This is a genomic window from Salegentibacter sp. BDJ18 (genome assembly GCF_017579965.1).
In the GTDB taxonomy this organism is placed as follows: Bacteria; Bacteroidota; Bacteroidia; order Flavobacteriales; family Flavobacteriaceae; genus Salegentibacter.
On sequence record NZ_JAFLQX010000026.1, the window covers coordinates 145,306 to 171,223 of the forward strand.

The window sequence follows — 25,918 nt, forward strand, 5'->3', positions numbered from 1 at the left end:
CTGCTAATTTTTACCTCGTTTTAAGATAATCTGATGTAATTCGTCAACCCGCGATTTGGTAAGGGATAAATCGTGATTCTCTATTTCAAAATCGGCCAGTTTTTTCTTTTGGTCGTCACTCCATTGTTTGGCCATCCTGGCTTTAATTTCTTCCAGGGAACTATTATCGCGTTGTTGTAATCTTTTTATTTTTTCTGCTTTATCAGCAGTAACTAAAATATTTATATCGCATTTTTTATAACCGCCGGCTTCAAACAAAATTGCTGCTTCATAAATTACATAAACCGAATTCTGCTCGTTTTTCCAGCTTTCAAAATCTTTGGCTACGGCTGGGTGAATTATAGCGTTAAGTGCTTCCAGTTTATCAGATTCATTAAATACTACGGAAGCGATATGTTTGCGATTGGGCGTTTGGCCAGAATAAGCTTCTTTACCAATAAGCGCGGTAACTTTTTCCCTTATCTCTGCTGAAGTTTCCAGGAGGCGTTTCCCGGCATCGTCGGCAATATAAACCGGAATGCCTTTTTCTTTAAAAAAGCCGGCCACGGTAGTTTTCCCGCTGCCAATACCGCCGGTGAGTCCCACTACCATCATCGTTTTATAACAAATTGAATTTTACGCTCGTTAAGCCGAAGATTTCTTACCATTAAAGGCGCTTCTGCAATCCTAGCGATAATAAAATCGTCGCCATCGTCTATATCGTTAAAATCGCAAACCACCCTAAAATTTTCGGCTTTCACCATTTCGTATTGCTTTAAATTCACCTGGTAATACACCAAAACTTCTTTCGGAAAAATAGCAATATTGGTGTCTTCGGGCTTATTAAGAATTTCTACCGGCACTTTTACGCTGCCTTCGGTAAACTTCTCTACCTCCTGGCTATAGGTAACCTCGGTATTATAAAAACTCAACATTCCCAGGTTGGTAGTATCAATTTTCACCCTGCCGGAAACATTAGTATTAATGTTGTTGATCTTTAAATAAACCGTATTTAAATTTTGAAGGGTATCAATAATATTTTCGGGGCCGCTTACCTGTACCGAATCGGGTTGCAGGCTTACCGGCTCCCCTGCCGAATAACCTACCGCGTAATTAAGATCTATACGTGGCGTAACATTTACCCATTTATTCTTTTTAGGTTGAAATTCTACCGAAAGGCTTTCCTGGATAAAACGGGCTTTTTCAAAATTGATATTCACCTGCTCTTCCAAAACTTCGCGGTTGGCTTCAAAATTATAAACCAGCTCGCCATCTTCTTCTGTGGCTTTGCCAAGATCTAATTCCACCCTGGGTTTAAAGATCTGGTAGTACCAAATGGCAAAACCTTTATCCTGAATTCTTAATTGTAAATTATCTGGCCGTTCTTTAGATAGGGTTTTATCTAAAGGTACATTTTCATAAGAAACCGGAATATCTATTACTTGCGTATATTCTTTAGAAATTTGAACAAAAAACCAAATAAGTGAAGAAAACAGCAAGAAAAACCCGAAGCTTTTTAAGCTGGATTTTTTTATAGAAATTCTTTTAAATCTTATGTTTTTAAACATTTTTAAAGAATAAATTCGGGAATTCGTGTTCCGGGTCCTGTTTTAAAATATGAATATGCCAGAGGGATTTTATAAAGCCATAACCATATCCAAAAAATTGTACCAAAGTGGCATAAACCGCCAGGAAACCAATTCCTAAACTTTTATTTTTAATAGCGGCATCTGTGGCAATAATCACAAAATATAGTACATATAAAAGAAATAACCACCAAATTCCCAGTTTTAAAAGCAAAATAGCGAATAAAAAGCCTAAACTAAAAACCGCGGGAAACCAATAGGTGATTTTCCCCGACCCTGGATGCCATTTATTGAGAATAGGCCGTACCATCCCAAATTTTTGAACCTGGGTATAGAATTTAGACCAGTCTATGCGGCGTTTATGAAACACTACCGCATCTGGAATTAAACATAATTTATAACCCATTTTTTTAAGCCGAAGCGAAAGATCGGGATCTTCGCCGGGATGAATTTTCCCGAATCCGCCGGAAGCTTCAAAGGCTTTTTTTGAAATCCCCATATTAAAACTCCTGGGCTGAAAATCATTTACCGCCGACTTTTTACCTCGAATCCCACCAGTGGTAAGAAAAGAGGTCATGGAATAATCTATGGCTTTCTGAATCTTGCTGAATGAAGGATGAGAAGCATCTGGCCCGCCAAAACAATCGCAGTAATCCTGCTGAAGGAATTTATCTACTTCCTGCAGATAATTTTCAGGTAATAAAACATCAGAATCCAGGATAAGAAAGTAATTGCCTTTGGCTTTTCGCATCCCAAAATTCCGGGAATCTCCGGGGCCTGTATTCTTTTTGTAGTGGTAACTAATGTTGAGTTGTTGCTGGAACTCGGTTGCAATACCTCCAGAAGAAATACTGGAACCATCTTCTACAAGCACAATTTCAAAATCCCGATCAAACTTAAGTTTGAGCATACTCTCTAACAACTCCCTCACCTCCCCGGGGCGGTTATATACAGGAATTATAAAGGAATATTCCAGGGTCATAGCTGGTAGAGGTTTTTGAGCTTTTAGTTATCAATTTCTTTAATACGTCATCCTGTCCCGAAGCGTCGGGATTGTTTTCAGGATATCAGTTAAGTACAAGTTGAATTCATATTATATGCTGAAACGAGTTCAGCATGACGTGAAAAACTAATTTTCCTTGAACGTCACCTAGATTATATTTCATCAAACCACTACGTCATCCTGTCCCGAAGCGTCGGGATTATTTCAGGATCTAAGATGAACATAGATTCAAATCATGTTAGATTCCCGAAATAAATTCGGGATAAAGTCTGAAACAAGTTCAGCATAACGTGAAATCGTAAATCGATTTACAACAAAACGTCATTCTGAACTCGTTTCAGAATCTAGGTTGAATGAAATTCTGTTCCTTTTTGATGCTGAAATAAATTCAGCATGACGTGAAACCAAAACGTCACGCTAAACTCATTTTTTTACTTCTCCTCCTGTCCTTTAATAAAAGACTCCATAACTTCCTGGCTTACGCCCATATTGGCAAAACCACCATCGTGGAAAAGGTTTTGAAGCGTAACTTTTTTAGTTAGATCTGAGAATAAACTTACCGTGTAATCGGCGCATTCTAATGCGGTTGCATTACCAAGCGGCGACATTTTATCAGCGTACGCAATAAAGCCGTCAAATCCTTTTACTCCCTGTCCTGCAGTAGTTGGGGTTGGCGATTGTGAAATAGTATTTACTCTAACTTTATGATCTTTCCCAAAGAAATAACCAAAACTACGCGCAATAGATTCTAAAAACGCCTTATTATCGGCCATATCATTATAATCGGGAAATACGCGCTGGGCAGCCATATAGCTAAGCGCAACAATACTTCCCCACTCATTCATCGCTTCTTTTTTGTAAAGCACCTGCATAGTTTTATGAAAAGAAACCGCAGAGATATCCCAGCCTTTTTGGGTGAAATCGTAATTCTGCTCCGTATAATGATTCCCCTTTCTAACATTTACCGACATCCCGATAGCGTGAAGCACGAAATCTATTTTTCCGCCAAGGATCTCCATAGATTTTTCAACCAGGTTTTCCAGGTCTTCAATTTTAGTAGCATCAGCAGAAATAATCTCTGAACCGGTTTTCTCGGCCAGCTCTTTAAGAGTTCCCATTCTTAACGCAATTGGAGCATTGGTAAGCACAAATTCTCCGCCTTCTTCCTTAACACGCTCAGCGGTTTTCCAGGCGATAGAATTCTCGTCTAATGCGCCAAAAATAATTCCTTTTTTTCCTTTTAACAGGTTGTATGACATAGTGATAAATTTTTTCGTTTTGTTAGTATAAATCAGCCCGGAGCAAGCTCACAAAGCGATTTGGATATAAAATTTATATTCCGGGGCCCGCCCGAAATTTTTTAAATCCCGATTATCGGGTAAAGATAGCAAAATTACTTTCAGGCCATAGTTTTAATCCAGGAGTGCACGTGCGTGAGCCCGCGCCGAATCTCCAATATTTTTACCGCCAAGCATCATTGCCAGTTCTTCTACACGCTCGCTGCCTTTTAATTCTTCTATCTTGGTAGTAGTGGCGTTAGCAGAATCTTCTTTAAAAATCTTAAAATGACTGTTTCCTTTCCCGGCAATTTGCGGTAGGTGGGTAATAGCAATTACCTGCATGGCATTCCCCATTCGTTGTAAAATACCGGCCATTTTTTGCGCAATATCTCCTGAAACTCCCGTATCAATTTCATCAAAAATAATGGTTGGAAGTTTACTTTGTGCCGCGAGAATACTTTTAACCGCTAGCATAATCCTGGAAAGTTCCCCGCCAGAAGCTGCTTTTTTAATCTCTTTAAAATCGCCGCCTTTATTCGCTGCCAAATACCAAAATAATTCATCCTGTCCGTTGGCTAGAAAATTCGCAGCTTTTTTTAATTCAATTTTTAAACGGGCGTTTGGCATCCCAAGATCGGCCAGTAAACTTTCGGCTTCTTTGATAAAAGTCGGTACTATTGCTTTTCGTTTTTCGTGGAGTTTTGCAGCCACAGCTCCCAATTTGGTTTCCTGTTTTACAATGGCGTTCTCCAATTCTGAAAGTGCATTTTCGGCATTTTCACTTACCGAAACTTTTTCCTGAAGTTCATCTTTGATCTTCAGTAATTCGGCAATATTTTCTGCGGAATGTTTTTTCTGTAAATTATAAATTAGCTGAAGCTTTTGATTGGTGGCTTCCAGCTCTTCAGGGTTGGCCTCTACCCTATCTAACGCATCACTTACTTCTGAAGAAAGATCGTCTAATTCAATAATTACACTTTCAATACGCTGATGCAAAGCTTCATAGTTAGCAGATAAATTGGCAATCCTGGCCAGCGAGGCACGAGCCTGTTTTAAGCTGTCTAAACTTCCAATTTCTTCCTGCTCCAGTAAATTTAAAGCTGCACTTAGGTTTTCGGTAAGTTCTTCAACATTGCTCAATTCTTCGTAACGGGTTTCCAGTTCTTCCTGCATCCCGTTTACCAAACGCGCTTCTTCAAGCTCATTCAGTAAAAATAAATTATAATCGTATTCTTTTGTGGCCTGTGCCTGTTCTTCTTTTAATTCTACCAGTCGCTTTTGTAGCTTTTTATAAGCTTTTAATTCGGTTTTATACTCTAACAGCAAAGTTTCACTATTAGCAATGGTATCAATTACCTGAAACTGGTAATCGTTATTTCCGAGACTCAAAGTCTCGTGCTGACTATGAATATCAATTAAATATTCCCCAAGCTTATTAAGAGAAGTCAGTTTTACCGGCGTATCGTTTACAAAAGCCCGGGATTTCCCTGAAGCCAGAATTTCACGCCTAATAATGGTATTTTCTTCATAATCCAGGTCTTCAGTGATAAAGAAATCTTTTAGCCTGTAATTGGAAATATTGAAGGAACCTTCTATCACGCATTTCTTATCAGTATCACGAATACTTCCGTAATCGGCGCGGTTACCTAAAAGGAGCCCAAGTGCGCCTAGCATAATAGACTTACCGGCACCCGTTTCACCTGTAATTATGGTAAAGCCTTCCTGAAGTTTGATATTTATATCCTCAATTAAGGCGTAATTTTTTATAGATAGAGCTGTGAGCAAAGTGTACTAAATTTGGGCTAAATATACGGGAGAAATTTTTCCCAATCAACAATAAACTTTGGGTAAACCCGGAAGTTATATCAAAAGGGAAAAATTTGATTATACAGACGTTTGCTAAAGAAATAATACTTTTCAAATGTATATCCGGTTTCCCTCATAGAAGTGAATTTATGAAAAAATCGTCATGCTGAACTTGTTTCAGCATCTAACACGAATAGTACCTACCATTCAATTTAGACCTCCGATAGAAATCGGAGCAGGCTCTGAAACCAGTTCAGGGTGACGTCTAAATTTTAAAGTATGACTGTTTACGGATATTCAACTTTTAAACCGCGATTATTAAGTAAAAATTCTTTACTGAATATTTCTCCAGTTTCGGGAATAACGGGGCGCCAGGCCACTTAGTGTTTGACTTAAACCGGGGCGGTTAATTTCGGGGCCGTCGCTAAAGATCTGGGTTACCTCATCGGCCTTGGCATCAAAAAAACTTCTAAGCAATAAAGAATTTGCCCTCCTGGAATTCATTGTAGTTAAACTTTCCAGTGCATCGGCAATGGCAATTTTCCCGGCTTCAGGATCTTTATGCATTACATCCAACCCACGGCGATGATAGTTATACAAAGCGGTACGGTATTCTGTAAACATATTAGAAAGCAAATCTGCATTTAAGCGGAACCTTGACGTTTGCCCGTCGGCTCCACTCCAACCGGTTCTGCCACTTTGCTGCGCGGTATTTACAATTCGATTAGCTTCCTGGTAATAATCGGTTCCACCTTCAGGAGAAAAAGTATCGGCATCCATTCCCAAAATGGTGTAAACATAAAATGAAACTACTGAAACCAGGTTATTGGAAAATGAGTTCTGACTATAATTTAATGGCTGATATTCCCGATAATTAAAGCTGAATTGAGAATCGTTAAAATTTAAAATTGGGCTCACCATATTAGAGCCGTAAACCGGCCTGGAAGACTGCACCTGGATAGTGCCGCTGAAAGATTCACCTTCAAACTCATTTATGGTGATAAACATACTGCAGTTAATGCGCTCTCCCGGTTCAAATTCTTTATTAGTCCAGGAGGTTTGATTCACAAACTCCCGCAACGAACTCTCTAAAGTTCTAAAAACCGAAAGATTGCTTTGCCCGGTTTGCTCGGTATTAATCACTATTTCACAGTTGAGTTCCTGGGCGGCCGCAAAAGGCATCCCGGCAACTAAAAGAATAAGAAATAGCAATTTACGCATCTAACAAATGTACAATTTCGTTTAAAATATCGGTTGCAACCTCAGCCTTGGTTTTTAAATCAAAAGGTTTTTCTGAATCTTTATAGACCAAAGTAATTTTATTGGTATCCTTTTTAAAGCCAGCTCCGGCATCGTTTAAAGAATTAAGCACAATAAAATCCAGATTTTTCTTTGCCAGTTTTTCCCGGGCGTGCTCCAATTCGTTATTGGTTTCTAAAGCAAAGCCTATCAATTTTTGATGGGTTTTCTTTTTACCCAGCGAAAGAAGAATATCCTGGGTTTTGGTGAGTTCAAGACTTAGGTTTTCTTCAGCCTTTTTAATTTTTTTAGCCGCTACTATCTTTGGCTTATAATCTGAAACCGCAGCAGCAGCAATAGCAACATTTACACTTTCAAAGTAATCATGTGCAGCTAAATACATTTCACGAGCGCTAACCACTCTAATTAAATTGATTTTTGAATCATCAATTTCTAAATGCGTAGGTCCGGAAATAAGGATCACCTCAGCTCCAAGTTCAGCGGCTTTTTTAGCAAGTTCAAAGCCCATTTTTCCACTGGAATGGTTGCCGATAAAACGAACCGGATCTATGGCTTCGTAAGTTGGCCCGGCGGTAATTAAAATTTTCTTTCCCTGTAGGGGTAAATTTTCAGAAAAATATGTTTCCAAAAATTCGATAATCTCTTCGGGTTCTGCCATTCTCCCTTCGCCTTTTAAACCACTGGCAAGTTCACCCGTTCCTGCGGGAATCATAATATTTCCATACGACTTAAGGCTCTCGAAACTCTTTTTTGTGGAAGGGTGCTTATACATATCCAAATCCATTGCAGGTGCAAAGAATACCGGACATTTAGCTGAAAGATAGGTTGCGAGCAAAAAGTTGTCACTATTGCCCGTAGCCATTTTAGATAAGGTATTGGCTGTGGCAGGGGCCAAAACCATAAAATCGGCCCAAAGGCCGAGTTCTACGTGATTGTTCCATTGCTCATCCTCATCATCTTCGGTAAAAGAAGAAAACACCTCGTTTTTTGAAAGTGTTGAAAGCGTAAGCGGTGTAACAAATTCTTTTGCAGCCGGCGTCATCACAACTTTTACCTGCGCACCGGCTTTAATAAATAATCGTACTAAAAATGCAGATTTGTAAGCGGCAATACCACCACTTATGCCCAAAAGCACTTTTTTGCCTTTTAGTACAGACATCTTAATTAAGCTTCTGCTTCTTCAGAATCTTTAGTATTCCGGTAATAGATCTTACCGTCTAACCATTCCTGGATAGCAAGCGCGTGTGGTTTTGGAAGTTTTTCGTAAAACTTAGAAACCTCAATTTGCTCTTTATTTTCAAAAATCTCGTCAAGACTATCGTTATAAGTCGCAAATTCATCAAGCTTTTCCAACAATTCTTTTTTGATCTCAGAATTTATTTGGTTTGCTCTTTTTGCAACTACAGAAATAGCCTCGTATATATTATTAGTTGGCTCGTCTACCTTGTTCTTATCGAAGGTAATTGTGTTAATTGGTGCGTCTGTCTTTTTAATATCCATCTTTCTTCTACTATTAAAAATTTTGTAAGCGTGATTTTATGTCTTCGGTTGAAGCTTCTATGGCTTCAGAATATTCACCTTCAGGGTAATATTTTTTATACTCCTGGGAATATTCCAGGGCTTGTTGCAGTCTTTCCTGCATTAAATCTCTAAAACTATTTACTGCCAATTGGTAAGCAGAATCAAACCTGTAATAATGGGCGTCTTCTCTAAAAGGAGACCCGGGATTATTAGAAAGGAAATTAGTAAAAGAAGTAATTGCCGCCTGGTAATTACCGGCTCTGGCCTCTCCTGTTAGATGATATTGCTTGGCAATTTCATATTCCTTTTTTTCCAGTTTTATACGTAATTCAGCAGCCATATCGTTGGCTTCTTCGGCGTGCTCGCCTTCAGGATAAGTGTTTAAATAAGCCTGAAGTTCTGCAATTGCTTTATGCGTATCGGTTTGATCTAGATCGTATCTTGGAGAAAGCTCGTAGAAACTTCTCGCCTTTTTAAAAGCTGCTTCTTCTACCTTATCACTATTGGGATAAGATTGTTGAAAACGCTCAAACTCGTATGAAGAAAGGTAAAAATCCCCTAACTGGTAGTAGGTGTTGGCAAATAAATAACTGAGTTTCTCACCTTGAGGCTTCCCGCGATATTGTGGAACAATTTGCTCAAACAACCTAAGGGCCTTACGATATTTTTTATTGCTATTTTCTTCCTGGGCTTCATTGTACAGCTCTTCAGCATAGGTATACTTTGCGCCGGCATCATCACTTTTTAGTAAGGTTTGATACTCCCCACAGGATACAGTTAAAATTAAAACTGTTACTAATAAAATTGCTTTCTTCATCATTTGTAAAAACATCTGGCAAAAGTACATTTTTCTTCAGTATAAAAAAAACTTTGTGTTGCAGGCTTAGATAACTCAAAATGTGCCTTCTTATTATCCTGAAAGTAAGATAATCTAAGGCTTTTGCTGAAAAAATAAAAGGTCTAAGAAATTTTTCTATCGTCAAGCTGAACTGGTTTCAGCTTCTAACATAAATCGACTAGCAATTTATTAGCTCCTGAAATAATCCTGAAGCTTCGGAACAGGATGACGATATTTAAAACTTTTTAGACCTTGTAATTAATAATTTTAGCTAAAATTCTTCAAAAAATCTTCAATTTGCTGCTGAAGTGCTGGTGTGGCTTTCACCAGCGGTAATCTCAGGTTGTTCTGAATACTTTGTTTTAGAGCAAGTAAAGCTTTAATTCCTGCAGGATTTCCTTCAGCAAAAATCAAGTCTATAGAGCGCTGTAATTTATAATGAAGTTCGTAAGCTTCAGCAGGTTTCCCTTCTAAACCTAGCGAAACCATTTTAGAGAATTCAACCGGGAATCCCTGTGCTATTACCGAAATCACTCCTTTTCCGCCGGCTAAAACCATAGGCAGGGTAAGCATATCGTCTCCAGAAATTACCAGGAAATCTTTGGGTACCAGGCTTATTAATTTCATTGCCTGGACCATATCGCCGGCAGCTTCTTTTACGCCAATTACATTGCTAAAATCCCGGGCAATGCGGTTTATTGTTTCCGGTAGGATATTAGACGCAGTTCTTCCTGGTACATTATAAAGAATTATTGGCAACGGGGAAGCGGCAGCCACAGCCTTAAAATGCTGATAAATGCCTTCCTGGGTTGGCTTATTGTAAAAAGGAGAAACCGAAAGGATAGCTTCAAAGCCAGAAAGATTTTCAGCTTTGAGTTCTTCGCAAAGGGCGTATGTATTATTGCCTCCCATTCCCAATACCAGAGGCAAACGTTTATTATTCTTTTTTACAACTGTATCTATTACAAGCTGTTTTTCTTCTTTATTAAGACTGGCGCTTTCGGCGGTAGTTCCTAAAACCACCAGGTAATCTATTCCATTTTCAATCTGGTTTTCTACCAGGTTTTCCAGTGCTTGCACATCTACAGATAAATCTTCCTTAAAAGGAGTTATCAAAGCCACACCGGTACCAATAAATGAGTTCATTGCTGTTTAATTTTTTATGATAATCGAAAAGATTTGCGGGATTTCGACTTTAAACTGAAAAATGCAAAATTTTCGGGCGACAAATGTATAGATTTCGCCAATTTCAAGGACTAAAATCTGCTTTTGTATTCAAAGAAAAGCACATATTTAACAGCTTTGTTTTTTCTGTTAAAAAATAAACAGGAATAAGCTTTCGCTTTTTAGAGAAGATTCAATAAACGCAGCTTTCTCTCTGGAGTTAGAAAAAACAGCAAACTAAAGATTAAGCCGTTATACCACAACAAATTACCGGTTATTAAAATAGCAGAATCTTTCATATAAAAATAAGCGGAATCCCTAAACACATTTGAAAAAATAAAAGTAAGAACCAGTGTGATAAAATAAATTGATTTTTTTGAGTAAGAATTCAAATAATAAATGAGGGAAATAATGCCCATTACCAGTAAGACGCCGTAATAAGCTATATAAATACCAAATTCAAGTTCATCACTCATATATTGTTTAAGTTCCAGCACGTGGGTAAATAGCAAATAAGCATTTATGGCTATTAATAGAAAAAAATAAACCAGTATGGTTTTACTGGCAGTTTCCAGTTGGGTATTCTGCAAAGCTTCCCTGCTTAAACCAAAATAGGCTATAATATAAAAGAAGAAGGAAATAAGAGTTAAGTTATTAGTATTAAATATGAAGCCATTAATTTGAGCCAGAAAAAAAAAGATAAAAAAGAGTATAGCATTCAAACTCATATTCTTTTTATGCTTAATATAAATACCGGCAAGGCCGGGCACAAAAATAAGCTGTGTGGCCTGCATTAACCAATCGGCTTCAGCAATCGCAGCATATAAATTTATAGCCAGAAGCGGAACGAGTAAAATTAAAATGTACTGAAAAAGACTCATTTTCATTCAATTGCGGACCGAAAATATAAAATTCATGTTATCAATAATGTCCATTTGAGTAAAGCATTGCTATTTTTAGAAATTTTAACCCATTTTTCGACAAAAGGATTAATTATTTCGCTGAAATACCTTTATTTTTTTAACAGAAAATTCGCTGATTCAATTTCAAGAGTCGTTTTATAAAAATATTCCGGGCTTTAGAGTTGAACAGTTAAGTTTGACCCGGATAATCTATTTATCTTTGAATTTTTAAAGATGAGATATAACCGGCCTATTTCCCAATCCCAGAAATTGATAAATAATTATCTTCAAATTCATAAAAAAGGGTAAAAATTATATACGAATGAAAAAAACCAGATTAAGTTTATTCCTGCTTCTCTCAGCAATTCTATTAAGTTGTAAAGGGAATGAGGTTAAACCTTCCGAAATTAAAGGGCAACGAATTGCTATAGATGAAAATATTGAACCCGATCCCGAAATTGATGAATTTGTAGCACCGTTTAAAGAGCATCTCAATAAAACGCTAGATAGCACCTTAGCCTACAATCCAAATGATATGGTGAAAAGTGACGGCGACCTCAACACCGCAATTGGAAACTTAATGGCCGATTTGGTAATAGAACAGGCCAACCCCATTTTTAAAAGCAGAACCGGAAATGAAATAGATATGGTTTTGCTAAATCACGGCGGAATTAGAGCTGGCCTCAACAAAGGAAATATTTCTACCCGAAGTGCTTACGCCCTAATGCCTTTTGAAAATGAAATTGTGGTAGCAGAACTTTCTGGGAAAAAAATTAAGGAAATGCTTACTTACCTGGAACGTGCAAAAACCGCTCATCCCGTTAGCGGTATCCATATTGAAATGGATCAGGATTATAAAGTTATCAGCGCAAAAATTAACGGTGAAGATATTGATGAAGATAAAACCTATTTTGTAGCTACTTCAGATTATTTACAGCAAGGCGGTGATAATATGAACTTTTTTAAAGAGCCAATCCAATTATATAAAGTAGACTATAAACTGCGCAATGCCATTATAGATTATTTTAAAAAGGTAGATACTTTAAGGGTCGAGAAAGACAATAGATTTATAAGAAAGTAAGAAATGAAAAGAAGAAATTTTATACAACAAACCTCGGCAGCAACCGCTTTTATAGGAATTGGTGGCTTAAGTTCACTTTCTTTTAAACCTAATTATAAAAAGCACATTACCATTTTACACACCAATGATGTTCATAGCCATATAGAACCTTTTGGCCCTGATGATTCCAGGAATCCTAATATGGGAGGTGTTGCCAGGCGAGCGACTTTAATTCAGCAGATTAAAAATGAAAATCCCAATACATTATTATTAGACGCCGGGGATATTTTTCAGGGGACGCCTTACTTTAATTTCTATGGAGGCGAACTGGAGTTTAAGCTGATGAGTAAAATGAAATACGATGCAGCTACCATAGGAAACCACGATTTTGATAATGGGATAGATGGCTTATATGCGCAACTTCCGCATGCCGAATTCGATTTTATTTCTTCTAATTACGATTTCAGTAATACGGTGATGGATGGCCATACCCACGATCATAAAATTTTCACTAAAAATGGCGTGAAAATTGGAATTTTTGGTTTGGGAATTGAATTGCAGGGCCTGGTGAACGATAGTCTTTATAAAGAAACAAAATACCTTGATCCGGTAGAAATTGCGCAGGATCAAAGTCGAATTCTAAAAGAAGAAAAGAATTGTGATCTCGTAATTTGCCTTTCACATTTAGGCTATAAATACAGCAGCGATAAGATTTCTGATATTAAACTAGCGCAAACCACCGAAAATATAGATCTCATAATTGGCGGCCACACCCATACTTTTTTGGATAAACCAACTGTGGAAACCAACAAAGCCGGTAAAAAGGTTTTAGTAAACCAGGTGGGTTGTTATGGACTTTATCTGGGAAGAATTGATTTTTATTTAGATGATAAAAATAATATTGAAGCTAACGGAGTCAAGATTGAGGTTTAAATTTTGAAAGTTTAAACCTCTATAAAGAAAGTTTTTCTCATAATTCTATAAAACCTCAACCTTATAATTATTATTCCTCGTGTTCATTTTTTCCATTGATGAAAAAACGAACCAAAAAAATCTAGGCTTACGAAACTTTATCTAAATTTATCGCTCGACACCTAAATTTTAGGAACTCGCCTGAATAAATTAGTTAGAAAGAAATAACCATAGAGCTCAAACAGCCTAAAATTTCACGGTGTATTCGCTTTAAATTTGACGATAAATTTTCGGTAGGCCGCCAAACTATAAGTTATTAATGCAGTAAACCAATAAAAAATTTAATCAAGCATTTTAAGGAATTCGTCTTCGCTCACAATTTTAGTTCCCAGTTTTTCGGCCTTTGCCAGTTTACTGGGCCCCATATTTTCGCCTGCAACCAAATAATCGGTTTTTCCTGAAATCGAGCCGGAAACTTTCCCGCCGTTATCTTCTATCATTTTCTTAAGTTCATTCCTGGAAACTTTTTCAAAAACTCCGGAAATCACAAAAGTATTACCATCAAGTATATTGCTTTGGTTTTCCAGTTCTTCAGTAGCAATTTCCAATTGAAGTCCATAGTCTTTTAAACGCTGCACGATCTCCCTGTTTTCTTCGGAAGCAAAGAAATCGGTTACACTTTCGGCTATACGCTCTCCAATTTCATCAACCGCTGTAAGATCTTCGGTTGAAGCAGAAGCCAAAGCATCTATATTTTTATAATGTTTTGCGAGTTTTTTAGCTACGGTTTCGCCCACATATCTTATCCCAAGGGCAAATAAAACCCGCTCAAAAGGAATTTCTTTAGATTTTTCAATTCCATTAATAAGGTTTTCTGCCGATTTCTCTGCCATTCGTTCCAATGGAAGAACATTTTCTTTTTTCAGGGTATAGAGATCGGCATAATTAGTAATTAAATTTGCATTAACCAATAAAGCAACGGTTTCCCCACCCAGGCCTTCTATATCCATCGCTTTTCGAGAAATAAAATGTTGAATTCTCCCTATAATTTGCGGCGGACAACCATTATAATTAGGGCAGTAATGTTGTGCTTCGCCTTCTTTTCTAATTAATTCGCTGTCGCATACGGGACAAGTTTCGGCATATTTAGTTTCGGGAGTTTCCGGATCCCTTTTGGTGAAATCAACCCCAACAATTTTCGGAATAATTTCTCCGCCTTTTTCTACAAAAACGGTATCTCCTTCCCTTACATCCAGTTTCTCAATCTGATCGGCATTGTGTAAAGACGCACGTTTTACCGTGGTTCCGGCCAATTGCACCGGTTCAAGATTTGCTACCGGCGTGATCGCCCCGGTTCTTCCAACCTGGTAGGTGATCTTATTTAATTTGGTGCTCTCCTGTTCGGCCTTAAATTTATAAGCCATTGCCCAGCGCGGAGATTTCGCTGTATAACCTAATTCATCCTGCTGATCAAAACTATTTACTTTTACCACTACCCCATCGGTTTCATAAGGCAAATCGTGGCGGTGCTGGTCCCAATAATTTACATAATCGAGAACTTCAGCAATACTATCTTTTAACTCGGCTTCAGGTGGAACTTTAAAGCCCCAATCCCTGGCTTTTTCCAAGCCTTCAAATTGTGATTTCACCGGCAAACTATCGGCCACCAAACTATACAGCAAGCAATCAAGAGGTCTTTTGGCGACCTCAGCACTATCCTGGAGTTTTAAACTTCCGGAAGCTGTATTTCTAGGATTTGCATAAGGTTCTTCCCCGGCTTCTACCCTTTCGGCATTCATTTTTGCAAAACCTTCATAAGGCAACACTATTTCACCCCGAATATCAAATTTCTGCGGAAATTCGCCCTTCAGCTTTAAAGGTACAGATCTAATGGTTTTTATATTATTGGTCACATCATCTCCCTGGAACCCATCCCCACGGGTAACCGCACGTTTTAATTTACCATCTTCATAAGTCAGACTAATAGAAGCGCCATCGTATTTTAATTCGCAAACATACTGTACTTTACCTCCAATAGATTTCTCGATTCGCTTTTCCCAGTCTTCCAGCTCTTCTTTAGAGTAGGAATTGGATAGGGAGTACATTCTATAATCGTGAACTACAGTCTCAAAATTTTTAGTTATCGCTCCACCTACACGGCGCGTGGGAGAATTAGGGTCATCAAATTCAGGATTTTTTTCTTCCAGCTCCTGCAATTCTTTCAACTTCATATCAAAATCGTAATCGCTGATCTCGGGCTTATCCTCTATATAATACAAATAATTATGTCGGTGTAATTCTTCGCGTAACTGCTTGATCTTTTCTTCGGTATTCATAAAAGGCTGGTAAGTTATTGCTGGGCTTTTAGTTGATCGTTTTCAAAAACAAGGGAATGCTTTTTTCCCTGGTGCGTAAATTCAATTTTAAATTCAGATTTATAGGCTTTATCATCTGTAGGAAACCAATCTTTAAGTTTTTGGTTTATGGTAATGAGCAAACCTTCGTCATCACCTACCGCACAAAAATGCTCAAAATCGCTATCATATTTTTCCAATTCAAAGTTGGTGCTTAAAAAGTCGAATTTCTCCTGAATGTTCTCTGTTACCAGACCTACCTCACTAATTCCCAAAACACTTTTTTCTGAAAACAATGCCGATTCCGGTTTACTGAAACTCTCACGGGAGATAAATTCTATGATATTTTTATCTTCGTCATAGAAGTACAAAGATTTAGCATTCCAGGCCATAAAATCTACAATTTCCTGCCCATTGCCTTCCAAAACCGGAACCCGTTCTTTTACCCATTCCAGGGCTTCTTTATGCTGCCTATCGGGAATATGAAATGCGATATGGTAAGCTGTTGCGTTTTCTTTTTGCTGAAATTTTATGGTAGAATACCCGGTTTCAACTTCAAAATAATCATCGCTATTATCGGTGATCTTTAGATTTAAGGTATCCCGATAAAAACGCAATTGCTCTTTTAAATTATCGCTATATATTTGAAGTTTATGGATTTTCATAATGTTTTAATTTAGGTCTGGTCTTTATTTATCCATTTGGGAACCGGCATAGGTTTAAAATTATACATTTTTTCCAGCAATTCCTCTATATCTTCCCCAATAAGCAATAGATCAAAATTTTCTTTCCTAAGCAAACCTTTTCTTACCATGGTTTTAAGCATCGCGATAAGATCGTCGTAAAACCCATTAATATTTAATAATCCAATAGGATTTTGATGCAGCCCTAATTGGCCCCAGGTTACGATTTCAAAAAGCTCTTCAAAAGTTCCGAATCCGCCTGGCAGGGCAATAAATCCATCGCTTAATTCGTGCATTTTAAGCTTTCGCTCGTGCATATCTTTGGTAGTGATCAATTCGGTTAAACCGGTATGAACCACTTCTTTGGTTTTTAAAAAATCTGGAATCACCCCAATAACTTCTCCTCCGTTTTGAAGGGTCCCGGCAGCAACCTGCCCCATTAAGCCAAGTTTACTTCCACCAAATACCAATTTAATATTCTTTTGAGCTAAAACTTTTCCCAGACGATAAGATTCTGAGAAAATTTTCTCATCGTTGCCTTCGCTGCTTGCACAAAAAACGGCAATGCTTTTAAGTTGGTTTTTAATGTTGTTTTCCAAAATTATTAGTTTATGAAATTTTCACCTACAGGGTTCTAAAACTTTAATATTAACGCAGTTCTCCTTTTAGCATTCTGAAATTCCCAAAAAGATCTTTTCGCAATTCGGTTTTAAAGCCTTGTTTCTGCATCATCTTTTCGGTTTCTTCCGCCAGGTATTGGTTGATCTCAAAATAGAGTTTCCCGTCTGGGTTTAAAGCGGTTTTAGCCAATTTCGTGATTTTCTCATAGAAAATTAAAGGATTTTCGTCTTTTACATATAATGCAGTAGGTGGATCGTATTCTAAAACATTTCGGTGCATTTCCTTTTTCTCCAGCTCTCGCACGTAGGGCGGATTAGAGACAATCACATCCCAATTTCCGGTTAGAGTTTCAGTTCTTAAAATATCTTCTGAAATAAAATTAATCTTAGCCTGGTTAATTTCTGCATTGATTTTTGCGATTTGCAAGGCTTTTTCAGAAATATCTATAGCCGAAATTTGAGCTTCCGGAAGATTTTTCGCCAGGCTAATAGCAATGCAACCACTCCCCGTCCCAATATCCAGGATTCGCCCAGATTCCTCTTCGAAAAAGTCTTCTAAAATCCATTCAACCAATTCTTCTGTTTCCGGTCTTGGTACTAATACATTTTTATCGACCTTAAAAGTCAATCCGAAAAACTCTGTTTCCCCAATAATATGCTGAATGGGTTCGTGGTTTTTTAAACGCGCTAAGGCTGACTCTAGTTTTTCAACCTGACTTTTATCAATTTCAAGCTCAGGGTTTAAAGCAAGATTTAACCTATTGATCTTGAAAAAAGCTTCTGTTAGCATAAAGAAAAAAGAATTCACTTCTTCCACAGGATATTCATTTTCCAGCGATTTAGTGAATATTTCTTTTTGGGCTTTTAGTTTCATTATTTCGGTTGTCGGTTGTGAGTTCTCGGTTCTCAGTTTTGGGTTATCGGTTATCAGTTGTGAGTTTTCAGTTTGAGGAAAATCCAAATTCCTGATTCTTATCTCCTGATCTTGTTTCTTAAATCTTTTTTCTCTTCTCTCTACTCTTCTCTTGATTAAAAAGCCGCGTTCGTCCCTGTCTCGCGATAACGTAAAAAAGACTCCTCACTCTTCACTCTTCACTCTTTACTCCTACTTCTCAAACATCCCTAATCATCCACATCGTACAATTATAATGGCCGGTGTCTCCAAGGGGTTTTTCTAAAGATTTGAAGCCACTTCGTGCGTAGAGTTTCCGGGCGCTTTCCATATAAGGAAGGGTTTCAATATAACATTGTTCAAAATTCTGGGATTTGGCGAACTTAAGACAGGTATCCATCATTTGGGCACCCAGACCTTTGCCACGGGCTTCCGGCAGAAAATACATTTTTTGCAGTTCGCATATTTTTTCTTCGAGTCCAATTAATGGAGCAATACCAGCGCCACCAATTATCTTTCCTCCCTCTTCCACCACAAAATAATTCATTCGCGGGTGCTGGTAAGTTGCATACATATCGTCCAGCGCCTTGTCTTCATAGGCGGTTCCTACTTTTGGAACGCCCATTTCTACCAAAACCTTTCTTACAACTTCGGCAACTTGTTGATTGTCTTCGGGTTGAATTTCCCGTATTTTTAACGTGCTCATTCTTGGTAAATAATCCTATTTTAGAGGCGTGAATATACACGAAAAATATATAAAGCGCTGTATTGAACTGGCCAAAAACGGACTGGGAGCTACGTATCCCAATCCGCTGGTAGGCAGCGTAATTGTTTATAAAAACAAGATTATTGGTGAAGGCTGGCACCAAAAAGCAGGAGCCCCACACGCAGAGGTAAACGCGGTAAATTCTGTGAAAGATGAATCGCTTTTAAATAAGTCTACCATCTATGTGAGCCTGGAACCCTGCAGTCATTTTGGAAAAACGCCACCTTGCAGCGATCTAATTATCGCTAAGGGTATTAAAAAAGTGATTATTGGTACAGTAGATCCTTTTGCTGAAGTGGCCGGGCGTGGCATTAAAAAATTGATGGAAGCCGGTTGCGAAGTTCAGGTGGGAATTCTGGAAAAAGAATGCCAGGATCTCAACAAACGTTTTTTCACTTTTCATCAAAAGAAACGGCCTTATATTATTTTGAAATGGGCCCAAACCACTGATGGATTTATCGCTCCAAAAGTCCAGGAAAAACGCGAGCCAGTTTGGATCACGAATCAGTATTCTAAACAACTGGTGCATAAATGGAGAAGTGAAGAACAGGCTATTTTAGTGGGCACTAACACCGCAATCGCCGATAATCCCAAACTAAACACCAGGCTTTGGAATGGCAAAAACCCGGTTCGGGTGGTGATAGACAAAGAATTAAAAATTCCGCAGGAATCTGCATTGTTTGATGGCAGTATCAAGACCATTGTTTTAACCGAAAATGTAAAAAATTCAGGAGACAATTTAATATTTGAAAAACTCGATTTTCAACAAGACCTACCGAAACAGATTTGCGAGGTACTTTACCGGCATAATTTACAATCGGTTATTATTGAAGGTGGTGCAAAAACGCTTCAGACTTTTATTGACGCCAATCTTTGGGATGAAACGAGAGTTTTTACCGGAGTTTCTGAATTTCACGAGGGAATAAACGCACCAAAATTTTCAGGAATTAAGCTTTCAGAAACTAATTTGGAGCGTGATACTTTAAAAATTTATAAGAATGATTAAAACTATAATTTTCGATTTTGGAGACGTATTCATCAACCTGGACAAACCAGCCACGATGCGTGAAATGAATAAATATGAAATCGAAGAACTTTCAGAAAGTTTGCTGAATATCAACCAGCAATATGAAAAAGGACTTATTTCTTCTGAAGAATTTGTAAAATCTTACCAGAGCGAATATACTCAGCTTCAAACAGAACATTTTAAAAATTCCTGGAACGCTATTTTAATAGATTTCCCTGAATATCGTTACCAGTTTTTGAAGAAACTTTCAGAAGAAAAAAATTACCAATTAATTCTTTTAAGCAACACCAACGAAATTCATATTGATTGGGTTAAAGAAAATGTTCCATTTTTTGAAGATTTTAAAGCTTGTTTTGATGCTTTTTATCTTTCTCACGAGATCAATTTTAGAAAACCAGATGCTGAAATTTATGAGTTTGTGCTAAAACAACACGGCTTGAAACCGCAAGAATGTCTTTTTATTGACGACACCAAGGAAAACACTGATGCTGCAAAATATTTAGGAATCCACACCTGGAATATTGAACCTACCCGAGAAGATGTCATCGATTTATTTACTGCTAAAAAAGAGTTATTTTGATTTACCTGCTGCTAAGCATAATTTCTTCTACGGTAATTTTTATCGTATTTAGGCTCTATAAAAAATACGGGGTAAATACACTGCAAGCCATCATAGTTAACTATTTTATTGCCTGTATTGTGGGCTTTTTTGGCTATATAGAAAGTGTTGATGATATTGTGAGAATTCCTTCAGAAAAATGGTTTTTTGGAACACTTATTTTGGGAGCACTTTTTATTACGGTTTTTAACCTTGCCGCGATTACCACCCAACGCAGTGGACTTTCGGTAGTCTCGGTAGCCACCAAAATGTCGGTTGCGATTCCCGTTTTCTTCGGAATATTTATTTATGATGAAAGCCTGGGATTTTTAAAAATTTCGGGAATTCTACTTGCACTCGCAGCGGTTTATTTAAGTTCAATAAAAACCGAGAAGGGCATTAAAATAAAGAAAAGGAACTTAATATTTCCCCTCTTAGTTTTTATTGGAAGTGGGATTATTGACACCACCATAAACTACCTTGAAAATTTTTATGTTTCTGAAACCGATGTTGGCCTTTTTTCTTCCAGTATTTTTGGAATCGCCGGGATTATTGGAATAACAATCTTAATTGGACAGGCAGTTTTAGGAAAATTAAAAATTACCTGGAAAAATATAGCCGGCGGTATTGCATTGGGAATTCCAAACTATTTTTCTATTTATTTCCTGGTTATGGCATTACGTGCTCCAGGAATTGAAAATTCGGTGATCTTTACCTTAAACCACGTGGGAATTGTTTTAGCTTCAACCATACTGGGAATTATACTTTTTAAAGAAGTTCTTTTGAAGAAAAACTGGATTGGGATTGCGTTAGCAGTGATAAGTATTATCCTTGTGGCGAGTAGCCAGTAAAAGATTAGATCAAAATGAAAGACACCTACAAAACCATAACCAAAGCTTCTCCAGAAGTCTTATTCAAAGACCGAAATTCAAAGTTTTTCGGCTATGCATTTCCGGTAAAGACAGAAGAGGAAGCGAATATTCATTTAGAAGAATTAAAGACAAAACATCATAAAGCGAGGCACTGGTGTTATGCCTGGCAGTTTGGGAAATCTGAAGGCGATTTTCAATATCGCGCTAATGATGATGGAGAACCTTCAAATTCGGCAGGGATGCCTATATATGGCCAAATACAATCTTTTGAAGTGACCAATATTTTAATTGTAGTTGTGAGATATTTTGGCGGAGTAAAACTTGGGGTAGGCGGACTTATAAACGCGTACAAGACCGCGGCGCAAATGGCACTGGAACAAGCCAATATCGTAAAGAGAACCATAGATGAGCTTTTCGAGATCAGTTTTGACTATCCTGAAATGAATATTGTGATGCGCTTAATTAAGGAAAATAACCTCAACATCATTGAGCAAAAACTGGAGCTGGATTGCAAGATTTATATTTCAGTAAGAAAAAAAGAGGCCGAAACAATTTTTGAAAAGTTTGATTCAACTTATAAGGTGGAGATTAAGAGATTGGAAGATTGATTTTTTCTTGTTATTACGATCCCAATGATAATCGGGAGAAGCAATCTGTAATATTGAACTAATCATTGACAGATTACTTCAATCTGTTTGTAATGACGATTTACTAAACGAAATAAATTCACTTCAATTTTTCCAAAATATATTCTGGGCAGCGAATTGGTTTTTTAGTTTTAGAATCCATAAAAACCAAAGTTGTGTAAGCTTTTGTAATTAAGTCTCCACATTGGTTAAAAACTAAATACTCAAAAGTAATTTTTACCGACGGAAGTTCTTTTAATCTTACTTCAATTTTAAGTTCATCGTCAAAAACCGCGGGTTTTAAAAATTTCGTATTTAGCTCATAAACAGGTAACATCACCCCGTTTTCTTCCATAGATTTATAAGATATACCAAGAGCTGAAAGCCAGTCTAATCGGGCAATTTCAAAATATTGAGCATAATTACCGTGGTGCACCACACCCATTTGATCGGTTTCCGCATAGCGGACTTTAACATAAGAAACGTGACTTTTCATATTGAATTTAACAGCTAAAGTGAACGAGGTTTTGTACTTTCATAAGCGGAATTAAGTATGCACAATTTTTTCTTAAAATTCAACCCTAAACCGGTTTTTTTATTACATAATTTGTTCACATATTTGTTCTACCAAAGTTGAGAGACTCCTAAATCTTTTAACTGCTAATAAACCACTACTAATCTAAAATAATACAACACAAAGCATGTCAAAAACTGCGCAATCAGTTTGGAATAGCTGTCTGGCTTTTATCAAAGATAACATCACTCCACAGGCTTACAAAACGTGGTTTGAACCTATACAAGCAGTAAAACTTACAGATTGTGCACTAAGCATACAGGTGCCCTCAAAGTTTTTTTACGAATGGTTAGAAGAACATTATGTTAAGCTTTTAAAAGTTTCTCTTACCAAAGAATTAGGTGAAAAAGCCAAATTGGTCTATGTGATCAAAATGGAAAATACCTACGGTAATAAAATGCCATTTACCGAAAAAATACCAAGTACGCAGCGCAGTCATATGGCCTCTCAGGAAGTAGATGTGCCTTTAAAAAATAAGAACCCCGAATTAAAAAACCCTTTTATAATTCCCGGGATTAGAAATGTAAAAATTGAGTCTCAACTTAACCCGAGTTATAATTTTGAAAATTTCCTGGAAGGAGATTCTAACAGGTTAGCAAGATCGGCTGGGTTAGCTGTAGCCAATAAACCAGGTGGAACTTCTTTTAATCCGCTATTAATTTTTGGTGGCGTAGGATTGGGAAAAACACATTTGGCGCACGCTATTGGAGTTGAAATAAAAGATAAATATCCAGAAAAGACGGTTTTATATATTTCTGCTGAAAAATTTACCCAACAGTATATAGAATCTGTAAAGAAAAATAACCGAAACGATTTTATTCATTTTTACCAGATTATTGATGTTTTGATCGTGGATGATATCCAATTGCTTTCAGGAAAAGCAGGAACGCAGGATGTATTTTTCCACATCTTTAATCATTTACACCAAAACGGAAAACAGGTAATTCTTACCAGTGATAAAGCGCCGGTAGATATGCAGGATATTGAACAACGCCTGCTTTCAAGATTTAAATGGGGACTTTCAGCAGAATTACAACATCCCGATTTTGAAACCCGTATTTCTATTATTAAAAGCAAACTTTATCGTGACGGGGTAGAAATGCCGGAAGAAATTGTTGAGTTTTTGGCTAATAATATAAAAACCAATATCAGGGAACTGGAAGGTGCGATTATTTCCCTTATTGCCCACTCTTCTTTCAACAAAAAAGATATCACGTTAGAACTCGCCAAAAAGATTGTAGACAACTACGTGAAAAATACCAAGCGCGAAGTTTCTATAGATTATATTCAGAAAGTGGTGAGTGATTATTTCCAAATGGATGTGCAAACTTTGCAGTCTAAAACCCGAAAAAGGCATATTGTACAGGCAAGACAACTGGCCATGTTCTTTGCTAAAAAGTTTACAAAAGCTTCTTTGGCAAGCATTGGCTCTCAAATTGGAAAACGCGATCACGCTACGGTTTTACACGCTTGCAAAACGGTAGATAACCTGGCTACGACCGATAAGCAATTCAAAAAGTTTGTTGAAGACCTCAACAAAAAACTTACCATATAAAAGCATTTTTATGAAGACTAAGGTATTGATGGTGTGCCTCGGCAACATTTGCAGATCACCGCTTGCCGAGGAAATTTTAAAATCTAAGGTAGACCAATCTAAGGTTTTTGTAGATTCGGCCGGGACCGGAGATTACCATATAGACGATGCGCCAGATCCTCGCTCTGTTGCAATAGCGAAAAAGAATAACCTGGATATTACCTACCAGCGCGGAAGGCAATTTCAGGTGGAAGATTTTGATAAATTCGATCGCATTTATGTGATGGATAATCAGAACTTTAAAGATGTGATCTCTCTTGCCAGGAATGACGACGATAAGGCGAAGGTACAACTGATTCTCGATGAGATTTTTCCAGCCGAGAACGTTGATGTTCCAGATCCTTATTTTGGTGGTGATCACGGATTTGAAAATGTTTACCAGATGTTAGATGAAGCTTGCGAAAAAATAGCAGACCAGCTGAAGAAAGAAAACAAAGCATAATGGCTGACTTTAGATATTCAGGAAAACTTTACCTGATTCCCACCACTATGGGAGCGGCAAACCCAATGCAGGTCTTACCCATTCAGGTTAAAGAAATTATGGAAAACCTGGATATTTTTATTGCTGAAAATGAAAAAACCGCCAGAAGACATATAAAACAACTGGTTCCTGAAAAGCAACAATCTACTTTAAAATTTTTTCATCTAAATAAATTCACTGAAGCTTCAGAAATTCCTTCATTTTTAAACGATTGTAAAGAGGGAAGAAATATAGGTTTATTGAGCGAAGCGGGTTGTCCCGGCGTTGCAGATCCAGGTGCTGAAATTGTGAAAATTGCACATAATGAAGGCATACAGGTAATTCCATTAGTGGGCCCCTCTTCAATTCTATTAGCAATGATGGGCAGCGGAATGAACGGGCAGCGTTTTACATTTAACGGCTACTTACCGATAGACAAAAAAGAACGGAAAAAGGAAATTAAAGATTTAGAACGCCTTTCTTTTGAAAAACAGGAAGCACAAATTTTTATTGAAACTCCTTACCGCAATAATAAATTACTAGAAGATTTTTTACACCTTTTACATCCAACTACCAGGCTTTGTGTAGCCTGTGATCTCACCCTTCCTACGGAATACATTATGACCAAACCTGTTTCAGAATGGAGTAAAACAAAAACAGACCTCCATAAGAGGCCTGCTATTTTTATATTTCAGAAAGAAATTTAAGCTCTAAAAGCTTGAATATCTACTCTCGGGTTTTTTTCAGGCTTTACAAACGAAGTATCATAACCTCCAAATTTCTTCAAATAATTTCTAATTGAAGTTCCAAAAGCATCACTAAAAGACTGGGCGCCCCAGCTTCTAAGGTATTTTTTCACACTTCCCGGTCCCGCAAGATGGGCAGCGGCAAGAATACCAGACTCGGTTACTTCTACCCCATTAATTACTTTGCCTTCAAAACGTGCAATATCACGAATTAATATCCATTTGTTTCTGGAAGCATTGGTATAAAATGCAGCTTCCTGGAGTTGTGGTGAGTTAAGGAATTCTGCACTATTGTAAATGCCAAGTAATTCCAGGGTTCCAATACCAAACTGGTATTTTCCCATATAACCAAACTCATTAATTGTTTGATAATTTCCGCGAGATTCTTTAAAACCCAGCGCTTCTTTAAAACCAACATAGGACTTTCCCAGTTCAGGTAACGCCCTTTCAAGGCTTTGATCTTTTGCTAACTCGCTTTCCTCTATAAGGGCTACGGTATAGTTTAGATCTAAATTGGAAGTTGAATAACCTTCAATTTCCAAATTCGCTGCTTCTCTAGTTGAAAAACTGAAAAACATGCAGCCTGCAAAAACAGGCAAGATTGAAAATTTTGCAATTTTCCTTCTCATTACATTTTGTTTCTGAAAGGTTAACGGTTTGGGCTAAAAAAATTAAGCTTACGCCCCTTTCAATTTTGCCGTGCAAATGTACAACAAATTTTAAAAATCTGAAGCACAACCTGTTAAGTAAATTATAAAGTTATGGAATGACTTAACATCGCTCTAAGAGTACGTA

27 protein-coding genes are annotated in these 25,918 nt (G+C 37.4%); 9 read left to right on the plus strand and 18 right to left on the minus strand.

Annotated features, from left to right (window positions below):
* Positions 1-3: 3 nt before the first annotated feature.
* The 11 genes from coaE to J0871_RS15815 form a co-directional block, all read right to left on the minus strand.
* On the minus strand, positions 4-594 hold the full coding sequence (gene coaE, locus J0871_RS15765; protein ID WP_208226185.1) for a dephospho-CoA kinase: 591 nt from the start codon (positions 592-594) through the stop codon (positions 4-6).
* Entirely contained in the window at positions 591-1,547 is a 957-nt protein-coding gene (locus J0871_RS15770) for a CdaR family protein (protein WP_208226186.1), read from the minus strand. The genes coaE and J0871_RS15770 overlap by 4 nt, the downstream gene beginning before the upstream one ends.
* Positions 1,540-2,547 carry a glycosyltransferase gene (locus tag J0871_RS15775; RefSeq protein ID WP_208226187.1) on the minus strand — a complete coding sequence of 336 codons (1,008 nt, stop codon included), beginning with the start codon at positions 2,545-2,547 and terminating at the stop codon, positions 1,540-1,542. The genes J0871_RS15770 and J0871_RS15775 overlap by 8 nt, the downstream gene beginning before the upstream one ends.
* Before the next feature lie 452 nt (positions 2,548-2,999).
* Positions 3,000-3,827 carry an SDR family oxidoreductase gene (locus J0871_RS15780; RefSeq protein ID WP_208226188.1) on the minus strand — a complete coding sequence of 276 codons (828 nt, stop codon included), beginning with the start codon at positions 3,825-3,827 and terminating at the stop codon, positions 3,000-3,002.
* Between the two features lie 153 nt (positions 3,828-3,980).
* The gene (gene recN / locus J0871_RS15785) at positions 3,981-5,633 is read right to left on the minus strand and encodes a DNA repair protein RecN (protein WP_075327549.1); all 1,653 of its coding nucleotides are present in this window, start codon (positions 5,631-5,633) and stop codon (positions 3,981-3,983) included.
* A gap of 354 nt (positions 5,634-5,987) precedes the next feature.
* A complete protein-coding gene (locus J0871_RS15790) occupies positions 5,988-6,875 on the minus strand; it encodes a DUF4835 family protein (RefSeq protein ID WP_208226189.1) in 888 nt (295 codons plus the stop codon).
* The gene (gene coaBC / locus J0871_RS15795; RefSeq protein ID WP_208226190.1) at positions 6,868-8,073 is read right to left on the minus strand and encodes a bifunctional phosphopantothenoylcysteine decarboxylase/phosphopantothenate--cysteine ligase CoaBC; all 1,206 of its coding nucleotides are present in this window, start codon (positions 8,071-8,073) and stop codon (positions 6,868-6,870) included. The genes J0871_RS15790 and coaBC overlap by 8 nt, the downstream gene beginning before the upstream one ends.
* 5 nt (positions 8,074-8,078) lie before the next feature.
* Complete coding sequence (locus tag J0871_RS15800) at positions 8,079-8,414, minus strand: DNA-directed RNA polymerase subunit omega (RefSeq protein ID WP_075327552.1); 336 nt, start codon at positions 8,412-8,414, stop codon at positions 8,079-8,081.
* A gap of 13 nt (positions 8,415-8,427) precedes the next feature.
* Complete coding sequence (gene bamD, locus J0871_RS15805) at positions 8,428-9,255, minus strand: outer membrane protein assembly factor BamD (RefSeq protein WP_232228858.1); 828 nt, start codon at positions 9,253-9,255, stop codon at positions 8,428-8,430.
* A 285-nt stretch (positions 9,256-9,540) separates the two neighbouring features.
* The gene (dapA, locus tag J0871_RS15810; protein WP_208226191.1) at positions 9,541-10,419 is read right to left on the minus strand and encodes a 4-hydroxy-tetrahydrodipicolinate synthase; all 879 of its coding nucleotides are present in this window, start codon (positions 10,417-10,419) and stop codon (positions 9,541-9,543) included.
* A gap of 200 nt (positions 10,420-10,619) precedes the next feature.
* Positions 10,620-11,318, minus strand: a complete 699-nt coding sequence (locus J0871_RS15815; RefSeq protein WP_208226192.1) for a hypothetical protein — start codon at positions 11,316-11,318, stop codon at positions 10,620-10,622.
* 343 nt (positions 11,319-11,661) lie between these two features.
* Here J0871_RS15815 and J0871_RS15820 point away from each other — a divergent pair, with 343 nt between their 5' ends.
* Both J0871_RS15820 and J0871_RS15825 read left to right on the plus strand, forming a co-directional pair.
* On the plus strand, positions 11,662-12,420 hold the full coding sequence (locus J0871_RS15820) for a 5'-nucleotidase (protein WP_208226193.1): 759 nt from the start codon (positions 11,662-11,664) through the stop codon (positions 12,418-12,420).
* A 3-nt stretch (positions 12,421-12,423) separates the two neighbouring features.
* A complete protein-coding gene (locus tag J0871_RS15825; protein WP_208226194.1) occupies positions 12,424-13,332 on the plus strand; it encodes a metallophosphatase in 909 nt (302 codons plus the stop codon).
* A gap of 320 nt (positions 13,333-13,652) precedes the next feature.
* Here J0871_RS15825 and ligA read toward each other — a convergent pair whose 3' ends face one another.
* The 5 genes from ligA to J0871_RS15850 all read right to left on the minus strand — a co-directional run bounded on the left by ligA (position 13,653) and on the right by J0871_RS15850 (position 18,566).
* The gene (gene ligA / locus J0871_RS15830) at positions 13,653-15,647 is read right to left on the minus strand and encodes an NAD-dependent DNA ligase LigA (protein WP_208226195.1); all 1,995 of its coding nucleotides are present in this window, start codon (positions 15,645-15,647) and stop codon (positions 13,653-13,655) included.
* A 14-nt stretch (positions 15,648-15,661) separates the two neighbouring features.
* On the minus strand, positions 15,662-16,330 hold the full coding sequence (locus J0871_RS15835; protein ID WP_208226196.1) for a VOC family protein: 669 nt from the start codon (positions 16,328-16,330) through the stop codon (positions 15,662-15,664).
* Positions 16,331-16,341: 11 nt separating this feature from the next.
* Positions 16,342-16,953, minus strand: coding sequence for a TIGR00730 family Rossman fold protein (locus J0871_RS15840; RefSeq protein WP_346014351.1), 612 nt, complete (start codon positions 16,951-16,953; stop codon positions 16,342-16,344).
* A gap of 43 nt (positions 16,954-16,996) precedes the next feature.
* Positions 16,997-17,842: a peptide chain release factor N(5)-glutamine methyltransferase gene (gene prmC, locus J0871_RS15845; RefSeq protein WP_208226197.1), complete on the minus strand. Its 846-nt coding sequence runs from the start codon at positions 17,840-17,842 to the stop codon at positions 16,997-16,999.
* A gap of 238 nt (positions 17,843-18,080) precedes the next feature.
* Positions 18,081-18,566 (minus strand): GNAT family N-acetyltransferase, encoded by a 486-nt coding sequence (locus J0871_RS15850; RefSeq protein WP_208226198.1) that lies wholly within the window; start codon positions 18,564-18,566, stop codon positions 18,081-18,083.
* Positions 18,567-18,594: 28 nt separating this feature from the next.
* Between J0871_RS15850 and ribD the strand changes: the two genes are divergently transcribed.
* Genes ribD through J0871_RS15870 form a run of 4 tightly spaced genes read left to right on the plus strand, consistent with a single transcriptional unit; the run spans position 18,595 to position 21,731 of the window.
* The gene (gene ribD / locus J0871_RS15855) at positions 18,595-19,632 is read left to right on the plus strand and encodes a bifunctional diaminohydroxyphosphoribosylaminopyrimidine deaminase/5-amino-6-(5-phosphoribosylamino)uracil reductase RibD (protein ID WP_208226199.1); all 1,038 of its coding nucleotides are present in this window, start codon (positions 18,595-18,597) and stop codon (positions 19,630-19,632) included.
* Positions 19,625-20,233, plus strand: coding sequence for an HAD family phosphatase (locus tag J0871_RS15860; RefSeq protein ID WP_208226200.1), 609 nt, complete (start codon positions 19,625-19,627; stop codon positions 20,231-20,233). Before ribD ends, J0871_RS15860 begins: the two co-directional genes overlap by 8 nt.
* Positions 20,230-21,102 carry an EamA/RhaT family transporter gene (locus J0871_RS15865; protein WP_208226201.1) on the plus strand — a complete coding sequence of 291 codons (873 nt, stop codon included), beginning with the start codon at positions 20,230-20,232 and terminating at the stop codon, positions 21,100-21,102. Before J0871_RS15860 ends, J0871_RS15865 begins: the two co-directional genes overlap by 4 nt.
* Before the next feature lie 14 nt (positions 21,103-21,116).
* On the plus strand, positions 21,117-21,731 hold the full coding sequence (locus J0871_RS15870) for a YigZ family protein (RefSeq protein WP_208226202.1): 615 nt from the start codon (positions 21,117-21,119) through the stop codon (positions 21,729-21,731).
* Positions 21,732-21,849: 118 nt separating this feature from the next.
* Here J0871_RS15870 and J0871_RS15875 read toward each other — a convergent pair whose 3' ends face one another.
* Positions 21,850-22,245 (minus strand): thioesterase family protein, encoded by a 396-nt coding sequence (locus tag J0871_RS15875; RefSeq protein ID WP_208226203.1) that lies wholly within the window; start codon positions 22,243-22,245, stop codon positions 21,850-21,852.
* A 205-nt stretch (positions 22,246-22,450) separates the two neighbouring features.
* Here J0871_RS15875 and dnaA point away from each other — a divergent pair, with 205 nt between their 5' ends.
* From dnaA to J0871_RS15890, 3 genes are read left to right on the plus strand one after another with little or no spacing between them, the layout of a single operon-like run.
* Positions 22,451-23,878, plus strand: coding sequence for a chromosomal replication initiator protein DnaA (gene dnaA / locus J0871_RS15880; RefSeq protein ID WP_079714042.1), 1,428 nt, complete (start codon positions 22,451-22,453; stop codon positions 23,876-23,878).
* Between the two features lie 10 nt (positions 23,879-23,888).
* The gene (locus J0871_RS15885) at positions 23,889-24,359 is read left to right on the plus strand and encodes a low molecular weight protein-tyrosine-phosphatase (protein WP_208226204.1); all 471 of its coding nucleotides are present in this window, start codon (positions 23,889-23,891) and stop codon (positions 24,357-24,359) included.
* Positions 24,359-25,084: an SAM-dependent methyltransferase gene (locus tag J0871_RS15890; protein ID WP_208226205.1), complete on the plus strand. Its 726-nt coding sequence runs from the start codon at positions 24,359-24,361 to the stop codon at positions 25,082-25,084. Before J0871_RS15885 ends, J0871_RS15890 begins: the two co-directional genes overlap by 1 nt.
* Here the strand turns inward: J0871_RS15890 and J0871_RS15895 are convergent.
* Positions 25,081-25,752, minus strand: a complete 672-nt coding sequence (locus tag J0871_RS15895) for a peptidoglycan-binding protein LysM (protein WP_208226206.1) — start codon at positions 25,750-25,752, stop codon at positions 25,081-25,083. The genes J0871_RS15890 and J0871_RS15895 overlap by 4 nt on opposite strands.
* Positions 25,753-25,918 lie beyond the last annotated feature (166 nt).